Annotated in this window: 15 protein-coding genes and 1 tRNA gene; 7 read left to right on the top strand and 9 right to left on the bottom strand. The window is 52.2% G+C overall.

Annotated elements, in window-relative coordinates:
• Positions 1–13 precede the first annotated feature (13 nt).
• Positions 14–373, top strand: coding sequence for a cell cycle two-component system response regulator CpdR (cpdR, locus tag MXMO3_RS03570; protein ID WP_027835038.1), 360 nt, complete (start codon positions 14–16; stop codon positions 371–373).
• On the opposite strand, the gene MXMO3_RS03575 is transcribed toward cpdR, so the two are convergent.
• Both MXMO3_RS03575 and MXMO3_RS03580 read right to left on the bottom strand, forming a co-directional pair.
• Complete coding sequence (locus tag MXMO3_RS03575; protein WP_162889120.1) at positions 370–1,329, bottom strand: alpha/beta fold hydrolase; 960 nt, start codon at positions 1,327–1,329, stop codon at positions 370–372. The genes cpdR and MXMO3_RS03575 overlap by 4 nt on opposite strands.
• Positions 1,326–2,189, bottom strand: coding sequence for a fatty acid desaturase family protein (locus MXMO3_RS03580; RefSeq protein WP_117394971.1), 864 nt, complete (start codon positions 2,187–2,189; stop codon positions 1,326–1,328). Before MXMO3_RS03580 ends, MXMO3_RS03575 begins: the two co-directional genes overlap by 4 nt.
• A 162-nt stretch (positions 2,190–2,351) precedes the next feature.
• Between MXMO3_RS03580 and MXMO3_RS03585 the strand changes: the two genes are divergently transcribed.
• Positions 2,352–2,426, top strand: a tRNA-Val gene (locus MXMO3_RS03585).
• Between the two features lie 23 nt (positions 2,427–2,449).
• Here the strand turns inward: MXMO3_RS03585 and MXMO3_RS18610 are convergent.
• The gene (locus MXMO3_RS18610) at positions 2,450–3,751 is read right to left on the bottom strand and encodes an MFS transporter (RefSeq protein WP_162889121.1); all 1,302 of its coding nucleotides are present in this window, start codon (positions 3,749–3,751) and stop codon (positions 2,450–2,452) included.
• A 100-nt stretch (positions 3,752–3,851) separates the two neighbouring features.
• Here MXMO3_RS18610 and gdhA point away from each other — a divergent pair, with 100 nt between their 5' ends.
• A complete protein-coding gene (gene gdhA / locus MXMO3_RS03595; RefSeq protein ID WP_117394972.1) occupies positions 3,852–5,180 on the top strand; it encodes an NADP-specific glutamate dehydrogenase in 1,329 nt (442 codons plus the stop codon).
• Here gdhA and MXMO3_RS03600 read toward each other — a convergent pair.
• From MXMO3_RS03600 to MXMO3_RS03615, 4 genes are read right to left on the bottom strand one after another with little or no spacing between them, the layout of a single operon-like run.
• Positions 5,177–5,944, bottom strand: a complete 768-nt coding sequence (locus tag MXMO3_RS03600) for a hypothetical protein (protein ID WP_027835033.1) — start codon at positions 5,942–5,944, stop codon at positions 5,177–5,179. The two genes, gdhA and MXMO3_RS03600, sit on opposite strands and share 4 nt — an antisense overlap.
• Before the next feature lie 4 nt (positions 5,945–5,948).
• Complete coding sequence (locus MXMO3_RS03605) at positions 5,949–6,674, bottom strand: fluoroquinolone export ABC transporter permease subunit (protein WP_117394973.1); 726 nt, start codon at positions 6,672–6,674, stop codon at positions 5,949–5,951.
• The gene (locus tag MXMO3_RS03610; protein WP_117394974.1) at positions 6,671–7,531 is read right to left on the bottom strand and encodes an ABC transporter ATP-binding protein; all 861 of its coding nucleotides are present in this window, start codon (positions 7,529–7,531) and stop codon (positions 6,671–6,673) included. Before MXMO3_RS03610 ends, MXMO3_RS03605 begins: the two co-directional genes overlap by 4 nt.
• Positions 7,532–8,263, bottom strand: coding sequence for a TetR/AcrR family transcriptional regulator (locus MXMO3_RS03615; RefSeq protein ID WP_117394975.1), 732 nt, complete (start codon positions 8,261–8,263; stop codon positions 7,532–7,534).
• A gap of 168 nt (positions 8,264–8,431) precedes the next feature.
• Here MXMO3_RS03615 and MXMO3_RS03620 point away from each other — a divergent pair, with 168 nt between their 5' ends.
• Both MXMO3_RS03620 and MXMO3_RS18615 read left to right on the top strand, forming a co-directional pair.
• The gene (locus MXMO3_RS03620) at positions 8,432–9,019 is read left to right on the top strand and encodes a hypothetical protein (RefSeq protein WP_117394976.1); all 588 of its coding nucleotides are present in this window, start codon (positions 8,432–8,434) and stop codon (positions 9,017–9,019) included.
• Positions 9,020–9,157: 138 nt separating this feature from the next.
• Positions 9,158–9,748, top strand: coding sequence for a hypothetical protein (locus tag MXMO3_RS18615; protein WP_162889122.1), 591 nt, complete (start codon positions 9,158–9,160; stop codon positions 9,746–9,748).
• Here MXMO3_RS18615 and MXMO3_RS03630 read toward each other — a convergent pair.
• Both MXMO3_RS03630 and MXMO3_RS03635 read right to left on the bottom strand, forming a co-directional pair.
• Positions 9,745–10,134, bottom strand: a complete 390-nt coding sequence (locus tag MXMO3_RS03630; RefSeq protein WP_027835027.1) for a MerR family transcriptional regulator — start codon at positions 10,132–10,134, stop codon at positions 9,745–9,747. The genes MXMO3_RS18615 and MXMO3_RS03630 overlap by 4 nt on opposite strands.
• A complete protein-coding gene (locus tag MXMO3_RS03635; protein WP_117394978.1) occupies positions 10,134–11,840 on the bottom strand; it encodes a long-chain-fatty-acid--CoA ligase in 1,707 nt (568 codons plus the stop codon). The genes MXMO3_RS03630 and MXMO3_RS03635 overlap by 1 nt, the downstream gene beginning before the upstream one ends.
• 331 nt (positions 11,841–12,171) lie before the next feature.
• On the opposite strand from MXMO3_RS03635, the gene MXMO3_RS03640 reads away from it, so the two are divergent.
• Positions 12,172–14,634 carry an acyl-CoA dehydrogenase gene (locus MXMO3_RS03640; RefSeq protein ID WP_117394979.1) on the top strand — a complete coding sequence of 821 codons (2,463 nt, stop codon included), beginning with the start codon at positions 12,172–12,174 and terminating at the stop codon, positions 14,632–14,634.
• 19 nt (positions 14,635–14,653) lie between these two features.
• Positions 14,654–16,621 carry a 3-hydroxyacyl-CoA dehydrogenase NAD-binding domain-containing protein gene (locus MXMO3_RS03645; RefSeq protein WP_245985794.1) on the top strand — a complete coding sequence of 656 codons (1,968 nt, stop codon included), beginning with the start codon at positions 14,654–14,656 and terminating at the stop codon, positions 16,619–16,621.
• Positions 16,622–16,631: the final 10 nt, after the last annotated feature.

Below are 16,631 nucleotides of genomic sequence, written 5' to 3' on the forward strand. Positions count from 1 at the left end.
GGGGTCATCAAGAATGCGTCGCATTTTGCTTGCCGAAGATGATAACGACATGCGTAAGTTTTTAACGCGCGCACTTTCAAGTGCGGGGTATGACGTTGTGGCCTTTGATAATGGTCGTTCGGCATATGAAAAACTGCGCGAGGAGCCTTTCACCTTATTGTTGTCTGATATTGTGATGCCGGAAATGGATGGTATCGAGTTGGCGCGCCGCGCCACCGAGTTGGACCCCGATTTGAAGGTGATGTTTATCACCGGGTTTGCCGCCGTGGCACTTAACCCTGACAGTGAAGCGCCCAAAGACGCTTCTGTTTTATCAAAACCGTTCCATCTGAAAGATCTGGTGGATGAGGTGGAGCGGCTCCTGGCCGCTTAAATTGTTCCGTCGAAATAGGCGCTGATGCGCTGATGCAGGGGCTGCATGTCCTGATCTGACGGCATGTGCGCACTTTCCGCAAGGATTTCCATTTCTGCCATGGGCAGGCTTTTTTGCGCGTTTGCCAATGTTGGTGCGTGGGGGAAGACAAAGTCTTTTTCCGCAAAGATTGCGAATGCCGGGGTCACGTCCTGATTGAAATGGTGCGCGGAGAATGGGCCCGCGGGTCGATGTCGCCAGAACTCGGTGTAGCGAATAATCGCATCAAAATAATCCAGATTATCTTGTGTCAGGCTGCGCGATAGCGGCCGGGCAATGCGCTTCAGCCAGTCATGGCTGATGGTGGTTTCATCATGAAACGGCCACCAGCGATAAGTCAGCCAATTGGCGGCCAATCCGGCATAGAGCTTCAAATAGGGGAGGCGCGGTGTGAGCCCCGCTGGCACCACCAGCGCTTGCTTGCCCACGCGCTCCGGGGCCATATGTGTCATCTCAAGGGCGATTGACCCGCCAAAGCTGGCGGAGGCGATGCCCACCTTATCCATGCCCAGTTGGTCAAGGACCTCGAAGGCCCATCGGCCATAGGCGCCCTTTTTGTTCGAGAACGGACGGTCTTCAGAATGGCCAGGCTGGCCAATCAGGTCAGGGGCAATCAGCAAATGGGTGCGTTGTAGTTCAGCAAAAAACTCCAACATCATGGGGCCTGCAATGGACATGCCCGGCAGGACAAAGATCGGGGGCGCTTCCGGATTGCCAGCAATGCTTAGAAAAGTCTGGCCATATGTGGTTGGCACAATCTTGTGGCGGATTGGGAAGGCAAGGCCCTGTATGGATTTCTGGTAGAGAGACCAAATGCGCTGGCGGCCCTTTAAAGACCTGTAAATAGATTTGCGCGGCAATGGCTTGTTTGGATCAAGTCCGGCGAGCAAGGCATGATCAGACGCACGGGCATTCATCGCCCACTGTCCCATGGGTTGATAATGGTGATTTTGACGCCGTCCGCCTCAAGGCTTTCGCGCGCTTGCGAGAATAAGGCCTCGTGCGTGAACGAGGGCAACCGCGGATATTCATGGTGCAGAAAATGATGATTATTCATCCAGAAGAAGGGGCAAATAACCCATTCCCAAAGCCGTTCGCCATGAATGATGCGTGTGGTGCGGGTGCGATCTGGCGTTTGCTCTGCATCGTGCAGCAGCCGATGGGACGTTGAAATAATGGCCGAGGCGACCGATGCCGGGCCGAGCCATAGGAAGAAAGTTTCAATTGGGGCGATGGCCAAAAGCGCCACCAACACCACAAGCTGGAGAATGATTCGAATATAAGCCTTGGTGACGAAGCTAGAGGGCAGCTCCTTATTGTGTGCCGCGCGGATGAACAGTCGCAAATAGTGGAGTGGCACAAACAGGGCCAAAATAAATCCCGTCACCAATGAATAGTTTTGCATCCAATAATCGGGGTCGAGCGCTGGATCATTGGTGTTGGAATGATGGCGCAGGTGCAAAAACTTGAAGGTCGGGAAATCATAAAGCAGCATCAATGCGTGGGTGTAGCCGACCACTTGATCAAGCCAGTGGTGGGGTCCGCCGCCTGAAATTGTTTTGTGTGAGGCTTCGTGGGCGATGGCGAAGCTGACATGAATGCAAAAAAAGCTGATGATGGTGGCGGCCCAAAGTGGCCAGCTGCCCAACAATGTGGCCATGAGGTTTGTGATAAATATAGTCACAACAACGACCGACACAATTAAGGTTGGCCATGCAATCTTTCGATGATGCGCTTTGAGAATTTCTCGCGCCAATTGCTTATGGTCGGCAGACATTTATCACCCAAATACCCTCAGTAACCTTGTTAGTATGCAAGCCTATAAATGATCTGTCCAGTTTTACAGTGGGGTGAAAAATTGCGCATTTGACCTATTGACCAGCATATTGGTTTTATGGTCTATCAGCGACGCACTGATTTTATTTATCAGGCAAAGGATGGGCGTGTAGCTCAGCGGGAGAGCACTACGTTGACATCGTAGGGGTCACTGGTTCAATCCCAGTCACGCCCACCATTCTTTTCCTTACAGTTTAGCGGCTAATCTTGAACCTCTTCGAGGCGCAATGCGCTGATTGCGGCTGCAAAGCACATAAGGGCGAATAGGCCGATCACGGTTTGCGGCCCAAACAGATCGCCGATTACCCCAAAAATTGACCCCGCCAGAAGCACGACGCCAATAATGGTGTTGCTTAGTGCGGTATAAATCGCCCGTTGATCTTTTGAAGCCATATCGACCAAATGGGTGGAGCGGCCCAACCGTACACCCTGATAGGCGATCATCAAGGCAAACAGCAGGAGCGGCAAGATGAACCATGTCGTGACCCAGCCCAGCCATGCTGCCACAACGCTTACGCTGAGCGCCACGCCGCCCATCAGGCCCGCAAGGGCCAATGTTTTCCGGCTGGATCGATCAGCCAATCTTCCCCAAATATAGCTGGACATCAGCCCGGCCCCGGCTGAGGCCAGCAGCAATAGGCCCAGGCCCTGAAAAACATCGGTGTTGCCGACGCGTCCGGAAAGCGCCACCAGGAAGGGCGGGGCCAACGCTGTGGCGGTGAGTAGTGCGCGTGTGAGGATAAACAAAAAGAGCTGCTTGTCGCGGGCGAGAGATCCTGCATTTTGGATGGCCAAAGTAAGCGGATTGCCGCCGCCTTCGGTGGCTCCCTTCTCTTCGGCCAGCCGCAAAAAGTTGAGACTGCCAAAAATCCACAATAGGCCTGCAATCGCCAAACCGACTTGTACGATCAGCATTTTATTGTCGCCCGTGACCGCGAGCAGAAGCGCAAATGCGATGACAAATCCTGCGCCAATGCTGGAGGCGGTGCCCGTGGCGGTGCCGCGCACGGACTTGGCGACAGTTTTGCCCAACACATCCTTGTAAGCGACAGAGCAGATTGAGCGGGCCAGTGCCAACACGGCCAACAGCGCAAGGATGGCGATGCCGAGCGTTGCGCCGGTCAAAGTAAAGGCGGCGACCGCCATGCCGGCTGCTGATGCTCCTTGCACAAAAGCGCCGAGTGCCCATGCATATTTGCGTTGCGCCAAGCTGCGAATGAAGCCCGCTGTGAAGAGCTGGGGCAGCAGCGCCCCCGCTTCACGCACCGGCACCAACATGCCGATGAGCGCGTTTGGGGCGCCCGCGCTGGTCAAGAGCCAGCTCAGGATCAGTTTTGGGTCGACCAAGCCATCGGCCATTTTGCTCATGCTGAGCGAAGCGACATGAATGGCAAAGTTTTCCTCTTTGGCATTGCAGGCTTTTTCGGGAATGTCTTTACACACGCGCCCATCATCTTCGGCGGTGAGTAAATCATAGGCGATTTTGCTGGCTGATTGGCTCATAAGCTCTCAGTTTGATATGATTTTGATCCTTGTACGGACGCGACACGTTGCTTGATCACCCCATACGTTTTCACGCGATCGTTGCGACAGGAGTTGTTTAATGGATATTGACCAAATTATTGAGACATTAAAACAGAAAACGCCTGAGGAAGTGGAATTTCATCAAGCCGTCAAAGAAGTGGCTGATGAGGTGGTTCCCCTTGTCCGCGATCACGACAAATATGTCGACGCGCGCATTTTTGAGCGGCTTTTGGCGCCGGATCGTGTGATCCAGTTTCGCGTCACCTGGCTCGATGACGGTGGCAATGTGCAGATCAATAATGGCTGGCGCGTGCAATATAACAACGCCCTTGGCCCCTATAAGGGTGGGTTGCGCTTTCACCCGAATGTGCGGTTGGACACGTTTAAGTTTTTGGGCTTTGAACAAACCTTCAAAAATGCACTGACCCGCTTGCCGATGGGTGGCGGAAAGGGGGGATCAGACTTTGATCCCAAAGGCAAAAGCGAACATGAAGTGATGCGGTTTTGCCAAGCCTTTATGCAAGGGCTTTACACCCATATTGGGGCTAACCGCGATGTGCCCGCCGGAGATATCGGTGTTGGGAATCGTGAAATTGGCTATTTGTACGGCGCTTACAAGCAATTGACCGGACAGCACGAAGCGGTATTGACGGGCAAAAACCCCGGGTTCGGGGGCAGCTGCGTTCGTAAGGAAGCCACGGGTTATGGTTGCGTCTATTTTTTGATGAACATGCTGGCCCATCGTGATGATGAGATCGACGGCAAACGGTGCGCCGTGTCCGGGGCGGGCAATGTGGCGCTTTATACCGCGCAAAAGCTGGTTGAGCGCGACGCAAAAGTGATCACCTTGTCAGACAGTAAAGGCTATATCGTCAAAGATGACGGATTTAGTGCTGAAGAGTTGAAAAAGATTGTCCAACTCAAAGAGACGGAGAATGGCGCTTTAGGCGACTTTGACGGTGACGGTGTGTGCTATCATGAGGGCAAGAAGCCGTGGGGCGAAGATTTTGATGTGGCTATTCCCGCAGCGACGCAAAACGAGGTGAGCGGTGAAGATATGGACCAAATGCTCGATGGCAGCCTGAAGATCATTTGTGAGGCGGCAAACATGCCGCTGGAGGCAGAGGCGCGGACCAAAGCACGTGAGGCTGGTATTTTGATCGCCCCGGCCAAGGCGGCCAATGCGGGGGGTGTTGCGGTTTCTGGCCTTGAGCGCAGCCAGAATGCGATGCATTTGTCCTGGTCTGCCAAAAAGGTTGATAAAAAGCTGCGCAAAATTATGAAGCAAATTCACCAGGACTGTGTTGAATGCGCCGAGGACGCAGATAAACCCGACTATATTCAAGGTGCGAATATTGCCGGGTTTAAGCGGGTGGCCGAGGCGATGCTGACCTATGGCGTGATCTAAACGAGGCGCTGCAGGTTTTTGCGTAGCATAGACAGCATCACCAAAATCAACGCGGATTGGCCGACGATCCCCAATAGGATGGCGATCCACCAATTCGGGTTGCCGTCAAGCACCATCCAATAGGCCTTGGTGGAGAAAAAGGGTGGGAAAATGCCCGCGAGCCAATCAAAGGGTTGGGGGATAAACCAGCCCGCCAAAATGACCCACCCCGCCACTGACGTAAATTTGGCAATGCCGAAGCCTTGCAATTTGTTTTGCGCAAAGACTGCGTAAAATAGGGCAGTTATCGGAGCGGCGAAGCTGGCGGAAAAGGCAATAGCGATGGCGGGCAACAGCGGCGGTATATGCATGTCCACGATCCACATCATGCCGAAAAAGGCGACGAAGCTCAAAACCGCAGGGGTGATCAGGCGGAAGCCGATAAAATGGCTGAGTTTGACGGGGGTGACTTGCATGGCCACCAAAGTGTGATCTTCTTTCTCGTCGAGCAGCAAAAAGCCATAAATGGCCCCGGCCAACAACATGCCTTGGAAAACGATCAAATAGCCAATCAAAAGCGGAAAGTAAGTCGAAAGCGGTTCCGCAATATTGGGACCGGGCATCACGCCAATGGATTGAAGATGCGTATCGAGCGCGGGCAGGGCGAAGCGGATCACCAAGGAAATGACAATAAGAAAGCTGAACATCAGCAGCAAAAAGCTGTCGCGCGAGATCAGCTTGAGATCCGTGCGGATCAATCTGTTGAGGGTGGCGGTGAGTTGCATGGTCCTATCCCATCCGTGAAATAATGTGTTTGTGGAACGCGGCCTTGGCCCAGATGCTCAACCCAATGAGCAGCGCGCCGGTGTAGCCAAGCGCGTAAAGCTGCTCCCACATAACAAGGTCGCGATAGGCGCCCATAATCACCATGGTGGGGGCGCTTGTGGGGATGATCAGCAGGCTCCAATGTTCCACCAGGCCGAAGAAATACAAAAAGGGCATTTGCAAGGTGACTGCCACAACAGCCATGGGGATCAAAAACTCGGTGATGGATTTGTAGCGCACCACCATGGCCAGCCCCACCAGCGTATAAACAATGCCAACGCTGGCGGTGCCAATGACAAGCCATAATGGGTTTGGCCAGATGATCGGCTCCTTGAACGCCAGAATGGCCACCGCGCCCGCCAGTGCCAAGAAGGTTTCAAAGGTCGCGAGCGTCACCAGTGATGCGGTTTTGGCGGCGATATATTCCACGTCCTTCAAGGGCGTGACAATCGCTGCGGCGATGGTGCCTTCATCTTTTTCAAAGATCACCATGCCCGCCACATAGAGCATGGTTGTGCCGCCAATGATCAGCACGACAATGGCCGGAAAGGCGAAGGCCAGTTGCGCCATTGTCACCAATTGCGACAGGACCAGCGCCAGCAACAGCGCGATGATGATGCCGATGTGATAGAGCTTGTTGCGGAACTGCACCCGCACATCGGTTTTAAATTCGTGCCAAAAACGGGTCATCGCACCAATTCCTTGCCGGTGACTTCGATGAAAATATTATCGAGCGTTGTTTCTTGGGTATGGATGCGCTCAATGCGGTTGCCCGATTGGATGAGCTGCATAAAATCCTGGTTTTTGCCTAGACCGTCCAACTCGAATTCAGTGCTGGCGAGATTGTCATTATCGACATATTCCACCCGCACACTGCGCCGGCCATATTTGGCTTTGAGTTTTTCTGGCGCATCGATGGTGGAAATTTTGCCGTTGGTGATGAAGGCCACGCGATCGCACAGTTCATCCGCCAACGTCATATTGTGGGTGGTGACAAAAATGGTGGTGCCGTTGGCGCGCAGCTTCAACACCAAATCTTTGATGCGCTTTGCGTTCACCGGGTCGAGGCCGGAAGTGGGCTCATCCAAAAACAGTATTTTTGGATCGTGCATCAGGGCGCGGGCGACATTCAGGCGAATTTTCATGCCTTTTGAAAATTCGGCAGTCAGTTTGTCCGCATCCTCAGAAAGATCGACCCATTCGAGCACGGTTTTCGGATCAAATTCGATGTGCTTATAAAAACCGGCAAAGTGTTCCAGATTTTCAAGGGCGGTGAGCTTGAGATAATGATTGGGCAATTCAAATGACACGCCAATTTTCTCATAGAGCGAATTGTCCCAATCGCGCACTTCCTTGTCCATCACCTTGATGGAGCCACGATAGTCTTTCAGCAAGCCGATCAGGATTTTCTGGGTGGTGGATTTGCCGGAGCCGGATGGGCCAAGAAAACCAAATATCTCGCCTTTGGCGATGTTGAAATCCAGGCCATGCAACGTGTCTTTTGCGGCGCCTTGATAAGCAAACTCTAAATTGTTGACCGTAATCATCTAACTCTCCTTTTGCGCCGCGTCTGTTTGTTGTGCGGCGAGAAAATCCTTTTGGGCCTCAGCATAAAGCTGGCGCAAAATTCGTTTGCCCGTTTCGCTATCGGCACCCTGTTCAGGGGTGAGCGCCCGATGCATGAAATCGGCAATGCCTTTGATCACTTCATCGGTGGGGGGGATCTGTTCTGTGGGGACAAATTCGGCAATCGTGACCATGCCAAAGCTGATCATATCCATAATGTGGGCCACGACCTTGGGGTCGAGGTCCTGCCGGATGGCCCCGGCGGCTTGCATCATTGCCACAAATTCGTGGCGCATGCCCTGCCGCTGGTTTTTGACAAAGAAATTGTCTTTTTTCTTGAGGTAGTTCCCCAATATGGCCCCGTCCTGGCGCATGATCACGGCCATTAGTGGGGTTTGGTCGATCACTTTGAGCATGTTGAGATACATGTTGCCGATCAATCCCCCCTGAGGATCAGCCTCGATGGCGCCAAACCAATTGGCCGAAAAACCGAGCATGGCGTGGATCAGCAATCTTTCAATCAATTCGTCTTTCGATTTGAAATGGAGATAGATCGCGCCTTTGGAAATGCCCGCTTCTTTGGCGATGTCTGCGACGGTGGTTTTGTCATAGCCGAATTTGCCCAGCAAACGTTCCGTGGCGTCGAAAATCAGCTTTTCGCGCTCGCTTATGTTCTGAGTGGCCAATAAATTCGGTGCCGTCATCTGCGCCATAATCCCATTCAAGACTCAATTTCTGACAATATGACCAAAAATGCAAAACTGGTCAATTGGTTTTATTGTGCGATAAAACGGAGGAAAAGCAGGCGCGTAGGTAATTTTAAGTTGTATTTTATTCAAATATAAATAGATATTGATGCTGTAAAATTGCCGGGCTGTTAAATGCTGGATAGAACAATAGCGATTGTTTGCGCGGAATCGGGCGCATGGCCAAATGCATTTCGAGACAATTTAAGCAGTCTCGGCGTGGGGCACGTTGAGATCGTTGCAAATGTTGATCATTTGGAAGGGGCACTGGACCCGGACAAAGTAAACTTTGTTTTCTTTCAGCAAGCTGTTGGCTTGCAATTCATGAAAAAGTCTTTGCGCATTTTGCGCATGTTTCCCCATGGTGATGTTAAATATTCGCCGGCCATTTTGATGGCGCGCGAGTTGGTGGAAACCCAATTGCGGCAAATGGTGGAATTGGGGTTTGACGATGTCATACAATTTCCGTGCACCAAGGGCATGTTGCGCCATCGCATGCATGTGCAATTGATGAACCCCATTTCCTATTTCATCACGGATAATTATTTCGGGCCGGATCGCCGCGCCTTTTTTGAAGGGGATGCTGGCCGGGCTCCTCGCTTCGGCACCCGTGCCTATGAGCGGCGCACATTCATTCGCAATCCTGACTATGGGGTCGCCGTTATGGATGTACAAAGATTTGATCCAAATGATGTTGAAGAGGCAGATCAAATCGAGATCTAGGCGTGATTACGGCTTGGGGAAAAGCCGTAGACTACCGTTAAACATCAACTTTACTGCATTTGTCGGCATGTCTTTGTAATTCGCTAACGAATTGCGATGTACGCTATTTTCATATTTTAACGAATTTAGTTTTTTGACATGTTTAATAGAAGTAGTGCGTTTATTATATGCGCGAACAGCGCATGGACCAAAAGCTGCAACAGCGTTTTATCTGAAATCGGCTTTGCCCATATCGAACACATCACGGATGCCAAGGCTTTGGCGCTCGTTCCATTTTCCCGACCGCTTCAATTTTGCTTTATCACCCCCGCCAGCGATCAGAATGAGCTCAAGCGGGTCATGCGCGCCATTCGCGGGCACAATTTGGATAAGCACCGTTTTTCGCCAATGATTATGCTGGCCCGTTCTTTATCGCGGCGGCAGATCGATGATTATATCGGCTTGGGCATGGATGATATTGTTCAATTTCCTTGCTCGCTCAAATTTATGGGCGATCGGCTCAAGCGCCAATTGTGTCGGCCATTGAAATATTTCGAGACCGACACCTATTTCGGCCCAGATCGGCGCCGAGATGCGGAACGTGAGGTGGATCATCAAGAGCGGCGCAAGGGTGAGGCGGATTATCGACAATATTTGATCCAGCGTGATCCGTTCGAAGGCGTGCGGATGCTGGACATTTATGACCATCAGGCGGCCCAGTTGGCCGGCACAGAAGCTGAGGCGAGTTAGGCGCTTTTCTTGCTCAATTGATCCAAGGCATATTCGCGCATGCCTTCCAATTCAGCGATGGCATTTTCCAAGTCATCTCGTTGAGATTTGAGTTGGTCGAGCCGTGAGTTGACGCGATTGAGCAAATGTTGGGTTTGCGCGGTCTTGGTGCCATCTGCGTCATATAACTCCAAATATTCCGAGATTTCCTTGAGGGAAAAGCCAAGGCGTTTGCCGCGCAAAATCAGCAAAAGTCGTGTGCGGTCTCTGCGGCGAAAGACGCGCGTGGTGCCCACGCGATCCGGTTTTAACAGCCCTTTGGACTCGTAAAACCTTATGGTTCGCGTGGAGATATCAAATTCCTTTGCCAATTCGGTGATGGCAAATAGTTCGTTTTGCTCGCCCATCAGTTTTTCTTTAGCTTCTCATATTCGTCGCGCAATTCATTTTTCGATAGCTTGCCCACCAACGTTTTAGGCAATTCGCTTTTGAAAATGATCTCGCGTGGCATTTCGATTTTGGACAAATATTTTTTGATAAAATCGTTGAGCTCTTCTTCGGTCAGATTGGACCCTTCAACGCGTTTGACGAAGGCAATTGGTGCTTCGCCGCGATATTCGTCCTCAACACCAATCACATTGCACTCGTCCACATCATCATGGTGATAAAGTGCATCCTCAATGGTGCGGGGATAAACGTTAAACCCGGAGCAAATGATAATGTCTTTGATGCGGTCAACAATGTAGATGTGACCTTCTTCATCAACATAACCCACGTCACCGGTGCGGAAATAGCCATTGATGAAGGATTCTTTGTTGGCCTCATCATTGTCGAGATAGCCAGGCATCACCTGCGGGCCTTTGGCAACCAGTTCGCCACGTTCGCCAGGTCCAACAAATTTTGTTGGGTCTTCAACATCAACAAACTGCACATCGGTGCCCGGAAGAGGCATGCCAATCGAGTTATCCTTGTTCGGCGCATAAAGAGGTGAGCAACACAAAACAGGTGATGTTTCGGTGAGGCCATAGCCCTCAGCAATGCGGCCGCCCGTGGCTTTGGCAAATGCGATTTTCGTTTCATTGGGCAAGGCCGCGCCGCCGGAGATGCCGATCTTGAGGCTCGAGAGGTCATATTTTTCGCGCTCTGGCGCTGTGGCCAACGCGTGAGACAGGGTGGGGACCGCTGGCAAAATACTCACTTTTGTGCGGTTGATCATTTCCAGCAATGATTTGCGCTCATAGCGCGGCAACATTGCCACTTTCACGCCGCTGGTTAGCGGGGTGTTCATGCACACGGTCATCGCGAAAATATGGAAGAAGGGAAGCACGGCGGCCAACGTTGCGCCGGGCCGGAATAAATCAACCCCCCAAAGATCGATTTGCGTTAGGTTAGCGGCAATGTTGCCATGGGTTAGCACGGCAGCTTTGGGCATTCCGGTTGTGCCGCCGGTAAACTGCAGCACCGCCATGTCATCTTTATCGATCTGAACTGGATCGGCATTCAGATTTTTTTCCAAGAGGTCGTGCCAATTGAGGTGTTTTTGCTTTATTTTTTCGTCCGTCAGCGACGCGAGGTCCTTGCCTTTAAAGATCTTGAACAAGAACTTTTTCAAAGTAGGCAGGGCGTTGGGGAAATGGGAAACAATCAGTTTGTCCGCCATGCCTTCTTGCATCAGCTTTTCTGCTTTTTCCAGCGTCAGCTTCAAGTCGGTGGTGACCAGAATGTCGGCATCGGAATTTTTCAGAATGTGCACCAGCTCGGAATGGGTATAGAGCGGGTTGCAATTGACGATGGAGGCGCCAACTTTCAGCGCCGCATAATACATGACGGGAAAAAACGGGGTATTGGGCAATAGCAGGGCAATGCGGTCGCCCTTTTTAATGCCAAGCTCTTTTTGCAGTGCGCCTGCCATGCGCTCGATCTGATCACCGAGTTCAGCATAGGTCGTCTCTGCGCCCAGAAAATCCAACGCAACACGCGACGCATGGTCCTTCACCGCTTGGTCAATGCGGGCCGGAACAGGTGTGGTGTCGATCTCCGCGTAATAGTCGATATTGTCCGGATAGTGCTCAACCCACGGTTGATATGGCTTATGCTCGGTCTGTTTGGTCATGTTTTCGCTCCCGTTAGCGCCGCCCCCTCTTGCGCTGATCCCAAAAGTATATTCAGATATTGACGTTAACGTCAATTAAGCGACGCAAATTTAGTTGGAAAATGAACAAATTGACCATTCGTGCGTTATCCCTATGTTATTTCGGTTTTTTTCAATATATTGCCGATAAAGTCATTTGATTGACGTTAACGTGAATATGTGCCAGACTTGTCTGGAATAGGCTGAAAAGCCGCTGATAAATGGTTGCGCATGTCGCAAAAAAGGCAAACTGTTGTGATCTGGCTATGGTGCCGGGCTTCAGCTTGTCCAAATGCCCGTTTGGGAGGGTGCAATGACACTATTAATGACGCTTGTTTTGATTGTTGGGTTTGTCGCTTTGGCGATTGTCGAGGCGAAACTTTTCATTTGGGGTCTGGCGGCGCTGGCTTATGCCGCGTTGGCACTGGCGCTGGGTGGGGCGTTGTCGCTCAACTTTGTAGCGATCCTGGCGTTCATTCCCGGTGTTGTGTTCCTGCTTTTGAGTGTGCCGATGATCCGGCGCATGGTGTTGACCAACCATATTTATAAAGCCGTAAAGTCGATCTTGCCGCGTGTTTCACGCACTGAGCAAGAAGCCCTGGATGCGGGTACCGTCGGCTGGGACGCTGAACTATTTTCGGGTCGCCCACAGTGGAACAAGCTGTTGGACATTGAAAAGCCGCACCTCACCGATGAGGAGCGGGCCTTTTTGGACGGGCCGACTGAAGAAGTGTGCAAAATGATCGATGATTGGGACACGCGTCACAATCGGGCGGATATGCCAGAGGATGTTTGGCAATATCTTAAAGACAATAAATTCCTGGGCATGTTGATTTCCAAAGATCATGGCGGTTTGGGCTTTTCGGCACAGGCGCAGTCTATGATCGTGTCAAAGATTGCGGGCCGCTCTATTGCCGCGGGTATCACCGTGATGGTGCCCAACTCTTTGGGGCCGGGCGAGTTGCTTGAAAAATATGGCACTGATGGCCAGAAAGAGAAATATCTCGAGCGCTTGGCGACAGGTAAAGAAGTGCCTTGTTTTGCGCTTACGGCGCCGCACGCTGGTTCAGACGCAGCAGGTATGCGCGATGTTGGCGTGGTGTGTGAGGGCATGCACGAAGGCAAAAAAGTGTTGGGCGTGAAGCTGAACTGGGACAAGCGGTATATTACCCTTGGCCCGGTTGCCACATTGCTTGGTCTTGCTTTTAACCTATACGACCCTGAAAACCGCTTGGGCAAAGGCACCAATGTGGGCATCACATTGGCGCTTATTCCAACGGACCATGAGGGCGTGAATATTGGCCGTCGTCACTATCCGGCGCGGTCGGCCTTTATGAATGGGCCAAACTCCGGCAAAGACGTGTTTATTCCGCTCGACTGGATTATTGGCGGCACGGATTATTGCGGCCAGGGTTGGCGCATGCTGATGGAATGTTTGTCCACGGGCCGGGCGATTTCATTGCCTGCCATTGGCACTGTGTCCATCAAACAAGCGTTGCGCGTGACCACAGCCTATGCGCGTATTCGCCGCCAGTTCGGCATTTCCATCGGCATGATGGAGGGCGTGGCAGAGCCAATCGCGCGGTTGGTCAAAGACTCCTACATGTATGAAGGTGCGCGGGCGACCACGGCGGCCATGGTGGATGAAGGGCAAAAGCCTTCTGTGATTTCGGCGCTGCTGAAATACCGCACCACCGATGCCATGCGTGAGCGCATCAATGACGCCATGGATGTGCATGGTGGTCGTGCGGTTTGTGATGGCCCATCCAACTATTTGTTTGCGGGGTACCAAGCGGTGCCGGTGGCGATTACGGTGGAAGGGGCAAATATTTTGACCCGCACCTTGATCACCTTTGCGCAGGGCGCACTCCGGGCGCACCCGTTCCTTTATAAAGAAATCTCTGCAGCGCAGAACGAGAACACGGCCGAAGGGCAAAAGGCATTCGACAAAGCTTTTGCAGGCCACACTGGCTTTATGCTGCGGAACATTTTGGCGAGCTTCTTGCACAGCCTCACCTTTGGTCGCTTTGCGTCTTCACCACGCAATGGCCCGACCAAGATCTATTACCAACGTCTGCACCGCTACGCGCAAAACTTTGCGTTGGTGGGCGACTGGGTTGTGGCCTTCCTGGGTGGCGACTTGAAGCGGAAACAACGTATTTCTGGCCGGATGGCAGACATTTTGTCCGACCTTTATTTGATGTCGACCACGCTGAAACGCTGGGAAGATGATGGCGCGATCGCCGATGATTTGCCGATTGTGCAAGCCATTGCAGAAGATCGGTTTGCCGCCATCGAGCATAGCTTTGATCAGGTCTTTAACAACTTCCCCAATGCTGTGCTGCGCACGCTGATGCGGTTCCTTGTGTTCCCGCTTGGTCGTCGGGCCAAAGGCTCATCTGATCGGGAAAACTATCGTTTGGCCAAAGCCTTGTTGCGGCACTCAGAGCAGCGTGATCGCTTGACCCGTGACATCTTTGTCAGCTTTGATCCAGAGGACCGGACCGGTATTTTGGAAGATACGCTACATAAGGTAGAAGAAGCGGAAGAAATTGAAAAACGCTTTATCCGCGCCTTGAAGAAGGGCGAGATTGCGCGACGTCTTGATCGTGACGCTATTGATGACGCCGTTGAAAAAGGTATTTTGAATGATAATGAGGCGGGCATTTTACGGGCCGCCGATGAGGCAACAGACAAGGTGATTCAAGTTGATGATTTTGCCCCTAACGCTTTGGGCGCAGATCGCGATGATGACGAAACTGTTGCGGCACAATAATTAAATGGGAGCGAACACTGTGGCACAACCAAAAATGCCAAAGCTGAAATATTGGCACTTCGACATTGACGTGGAGCAAATTGGCTGGCTGACGATTGATACACCAAAATCGCCAGTGAACGTGCTCAGCCGCGCCTGCATTGAAGAGCTGGAAACTTTGGTGCTGCGGTTTGAAGATTTGGCGGCGTCTGGCGAATTGGCTGGTGTGGTGTTGCTCTCGGCCAAAGACAATGGCTTTGTGGCCGGGGCGGATGTACGCGAGTTTGATGAAATGAGCGATCCATCCATCCTGCCAGCAGCGCTGGAACGGACCCATGCGATTTTCAATAAGATCGAAAATCTGTCCATTCCGATTGTCGCTGGGATACATGGCTTTTGCCTTGGCGGCGGGTTGGAGTTGGCGCTGGCCTGTCATTACCGCATTGCGGTCAATGACGATTCAACCAAGCTAGGCTTTCCTGAAGTGAAGCTGGGCATTTTCCCTGGCTTTGGCGGTACGGGGCGCTCGATCCGACAGGCCGGGCCAGTGGCAGCCATGACGGCAATGCTCACCGGCAAGAATTATCGTGCGGGCCAAGCCAAAGGCATGGGCCTGGTGGATCGGTTGGTCAAACATCGGGATCAATTGCGTTGGGCCGGCCGCAAGGCGGTGATGCAGCGGCAAAAATCCAAGCCTGCAGGCTTCACCAAGCGTTTTATGGCGATGGGGCCGCTAAAAGGCTATACCGCCAATAAGATGCGCGAGCAGACCAAAAAGAAGGCCAACCCCAAACATTATCCGGCGCCACATAAGCTGATCGATCTGTATGAAAAATATGGTGATGATCCCAAGGCTTTCATTAAGGCGGAGATTGAACATTTCCCGGACTTGATGGCCAGTGATACGGCGGAAAATTTGCGTCGCGTCTTCTTCTTGTCTGAAGGACTGAAAGCGCAAGGCGTGAAGGGCGAAAAGCCTGTGTTCCGGCGTGTTCATGTTGTGGGCGCAGGCGTGATGGGCGGCGATATTGCCGCTTGGTGCGCCTCTCGCGGCATGGAAGTGACGCTGCAAGATTTGGATATGGAACGGATTGAGCCGGCCTTAAAGCGGGCGAAAAAGCTGTTCAAAAAACGGTTGAAAAAACCACAAGCGGTGGAAGCGGCTGTGTCACGTTTGGTGGCGGACCCGGACGGCAAGGGCGTGTCCCGCGCTGATGTGGTGATTGAGGCGATTGTTGAAAAGCTTGAGATTAAGCAAAAGCTTTTTGCTGAGCTTGAGCCGAAGATGAAAAAGACCGCCATTATGGCGACCAATACATCCTCAATTCCGTTGGAAGATATTGCATCTGTATTGAAGCAGCCCAAACGGCTGATCGGCTTGCACTTCTTCAATCCGGTGGCGCAATTGCCGCTGGTTGAAGTGATCAAGCAAGCTAAAAACACCGATGCGCAAGTGCGCATGGGGGCAAGCTTTTGTACCGCTATAGGCAAAAGCCCTGTGATCGTGAAAAGCGAGAAGGGCTTTTTGGTCAACCGCGTGTTGATGCCTTATATGCTGCAGGCCGTGATGCGGGTCGAGAATGGTGAAAACCCAGAGCAAATTGATAAGGCCGCAGTCGCGTTCGGTATGCCGATGGGCCCGATTGAACTGATGGATGTTGTCGGCTTGGATGTAGGTAAAGCTGTGGCGGAAGAGCTTGGCCAGGAAGTGAAAGAGGGGGGCAAATTTGCCTCGCTCGTGTCCCAGGGGCATTTGGGCCGGAAAACCGGCAAAGGCTTTTATAAGTGGGAAGATGGCAAAGCCCAAAAGGGCGAAGCTGCACCCCATGCCAATTATGAAGGCCTGGGTCGCGATCTGGTACAGCCTTTGGTTGATGAATGTGAAGTGTGCGTGAAAGAGGGCATTGTCGCTGATGCAGATATGGCGGACATTGGCGTGATTTTCGGCACAGGATTTGCGCCATTCCTTGGCGGGCCGCTTAAAGCGCGCCGTGATGGCAAAGCATAAAGAATAGGGA

Source organism: Maritalea myrionectae (assembly GCF_003433515.1).
Lineage (GTDB): Bacteria > Pseudomonadota > Alphaproteobacteria > Rhizobiales > Devosiaceae > Maritalea > Maritalea myrionectae.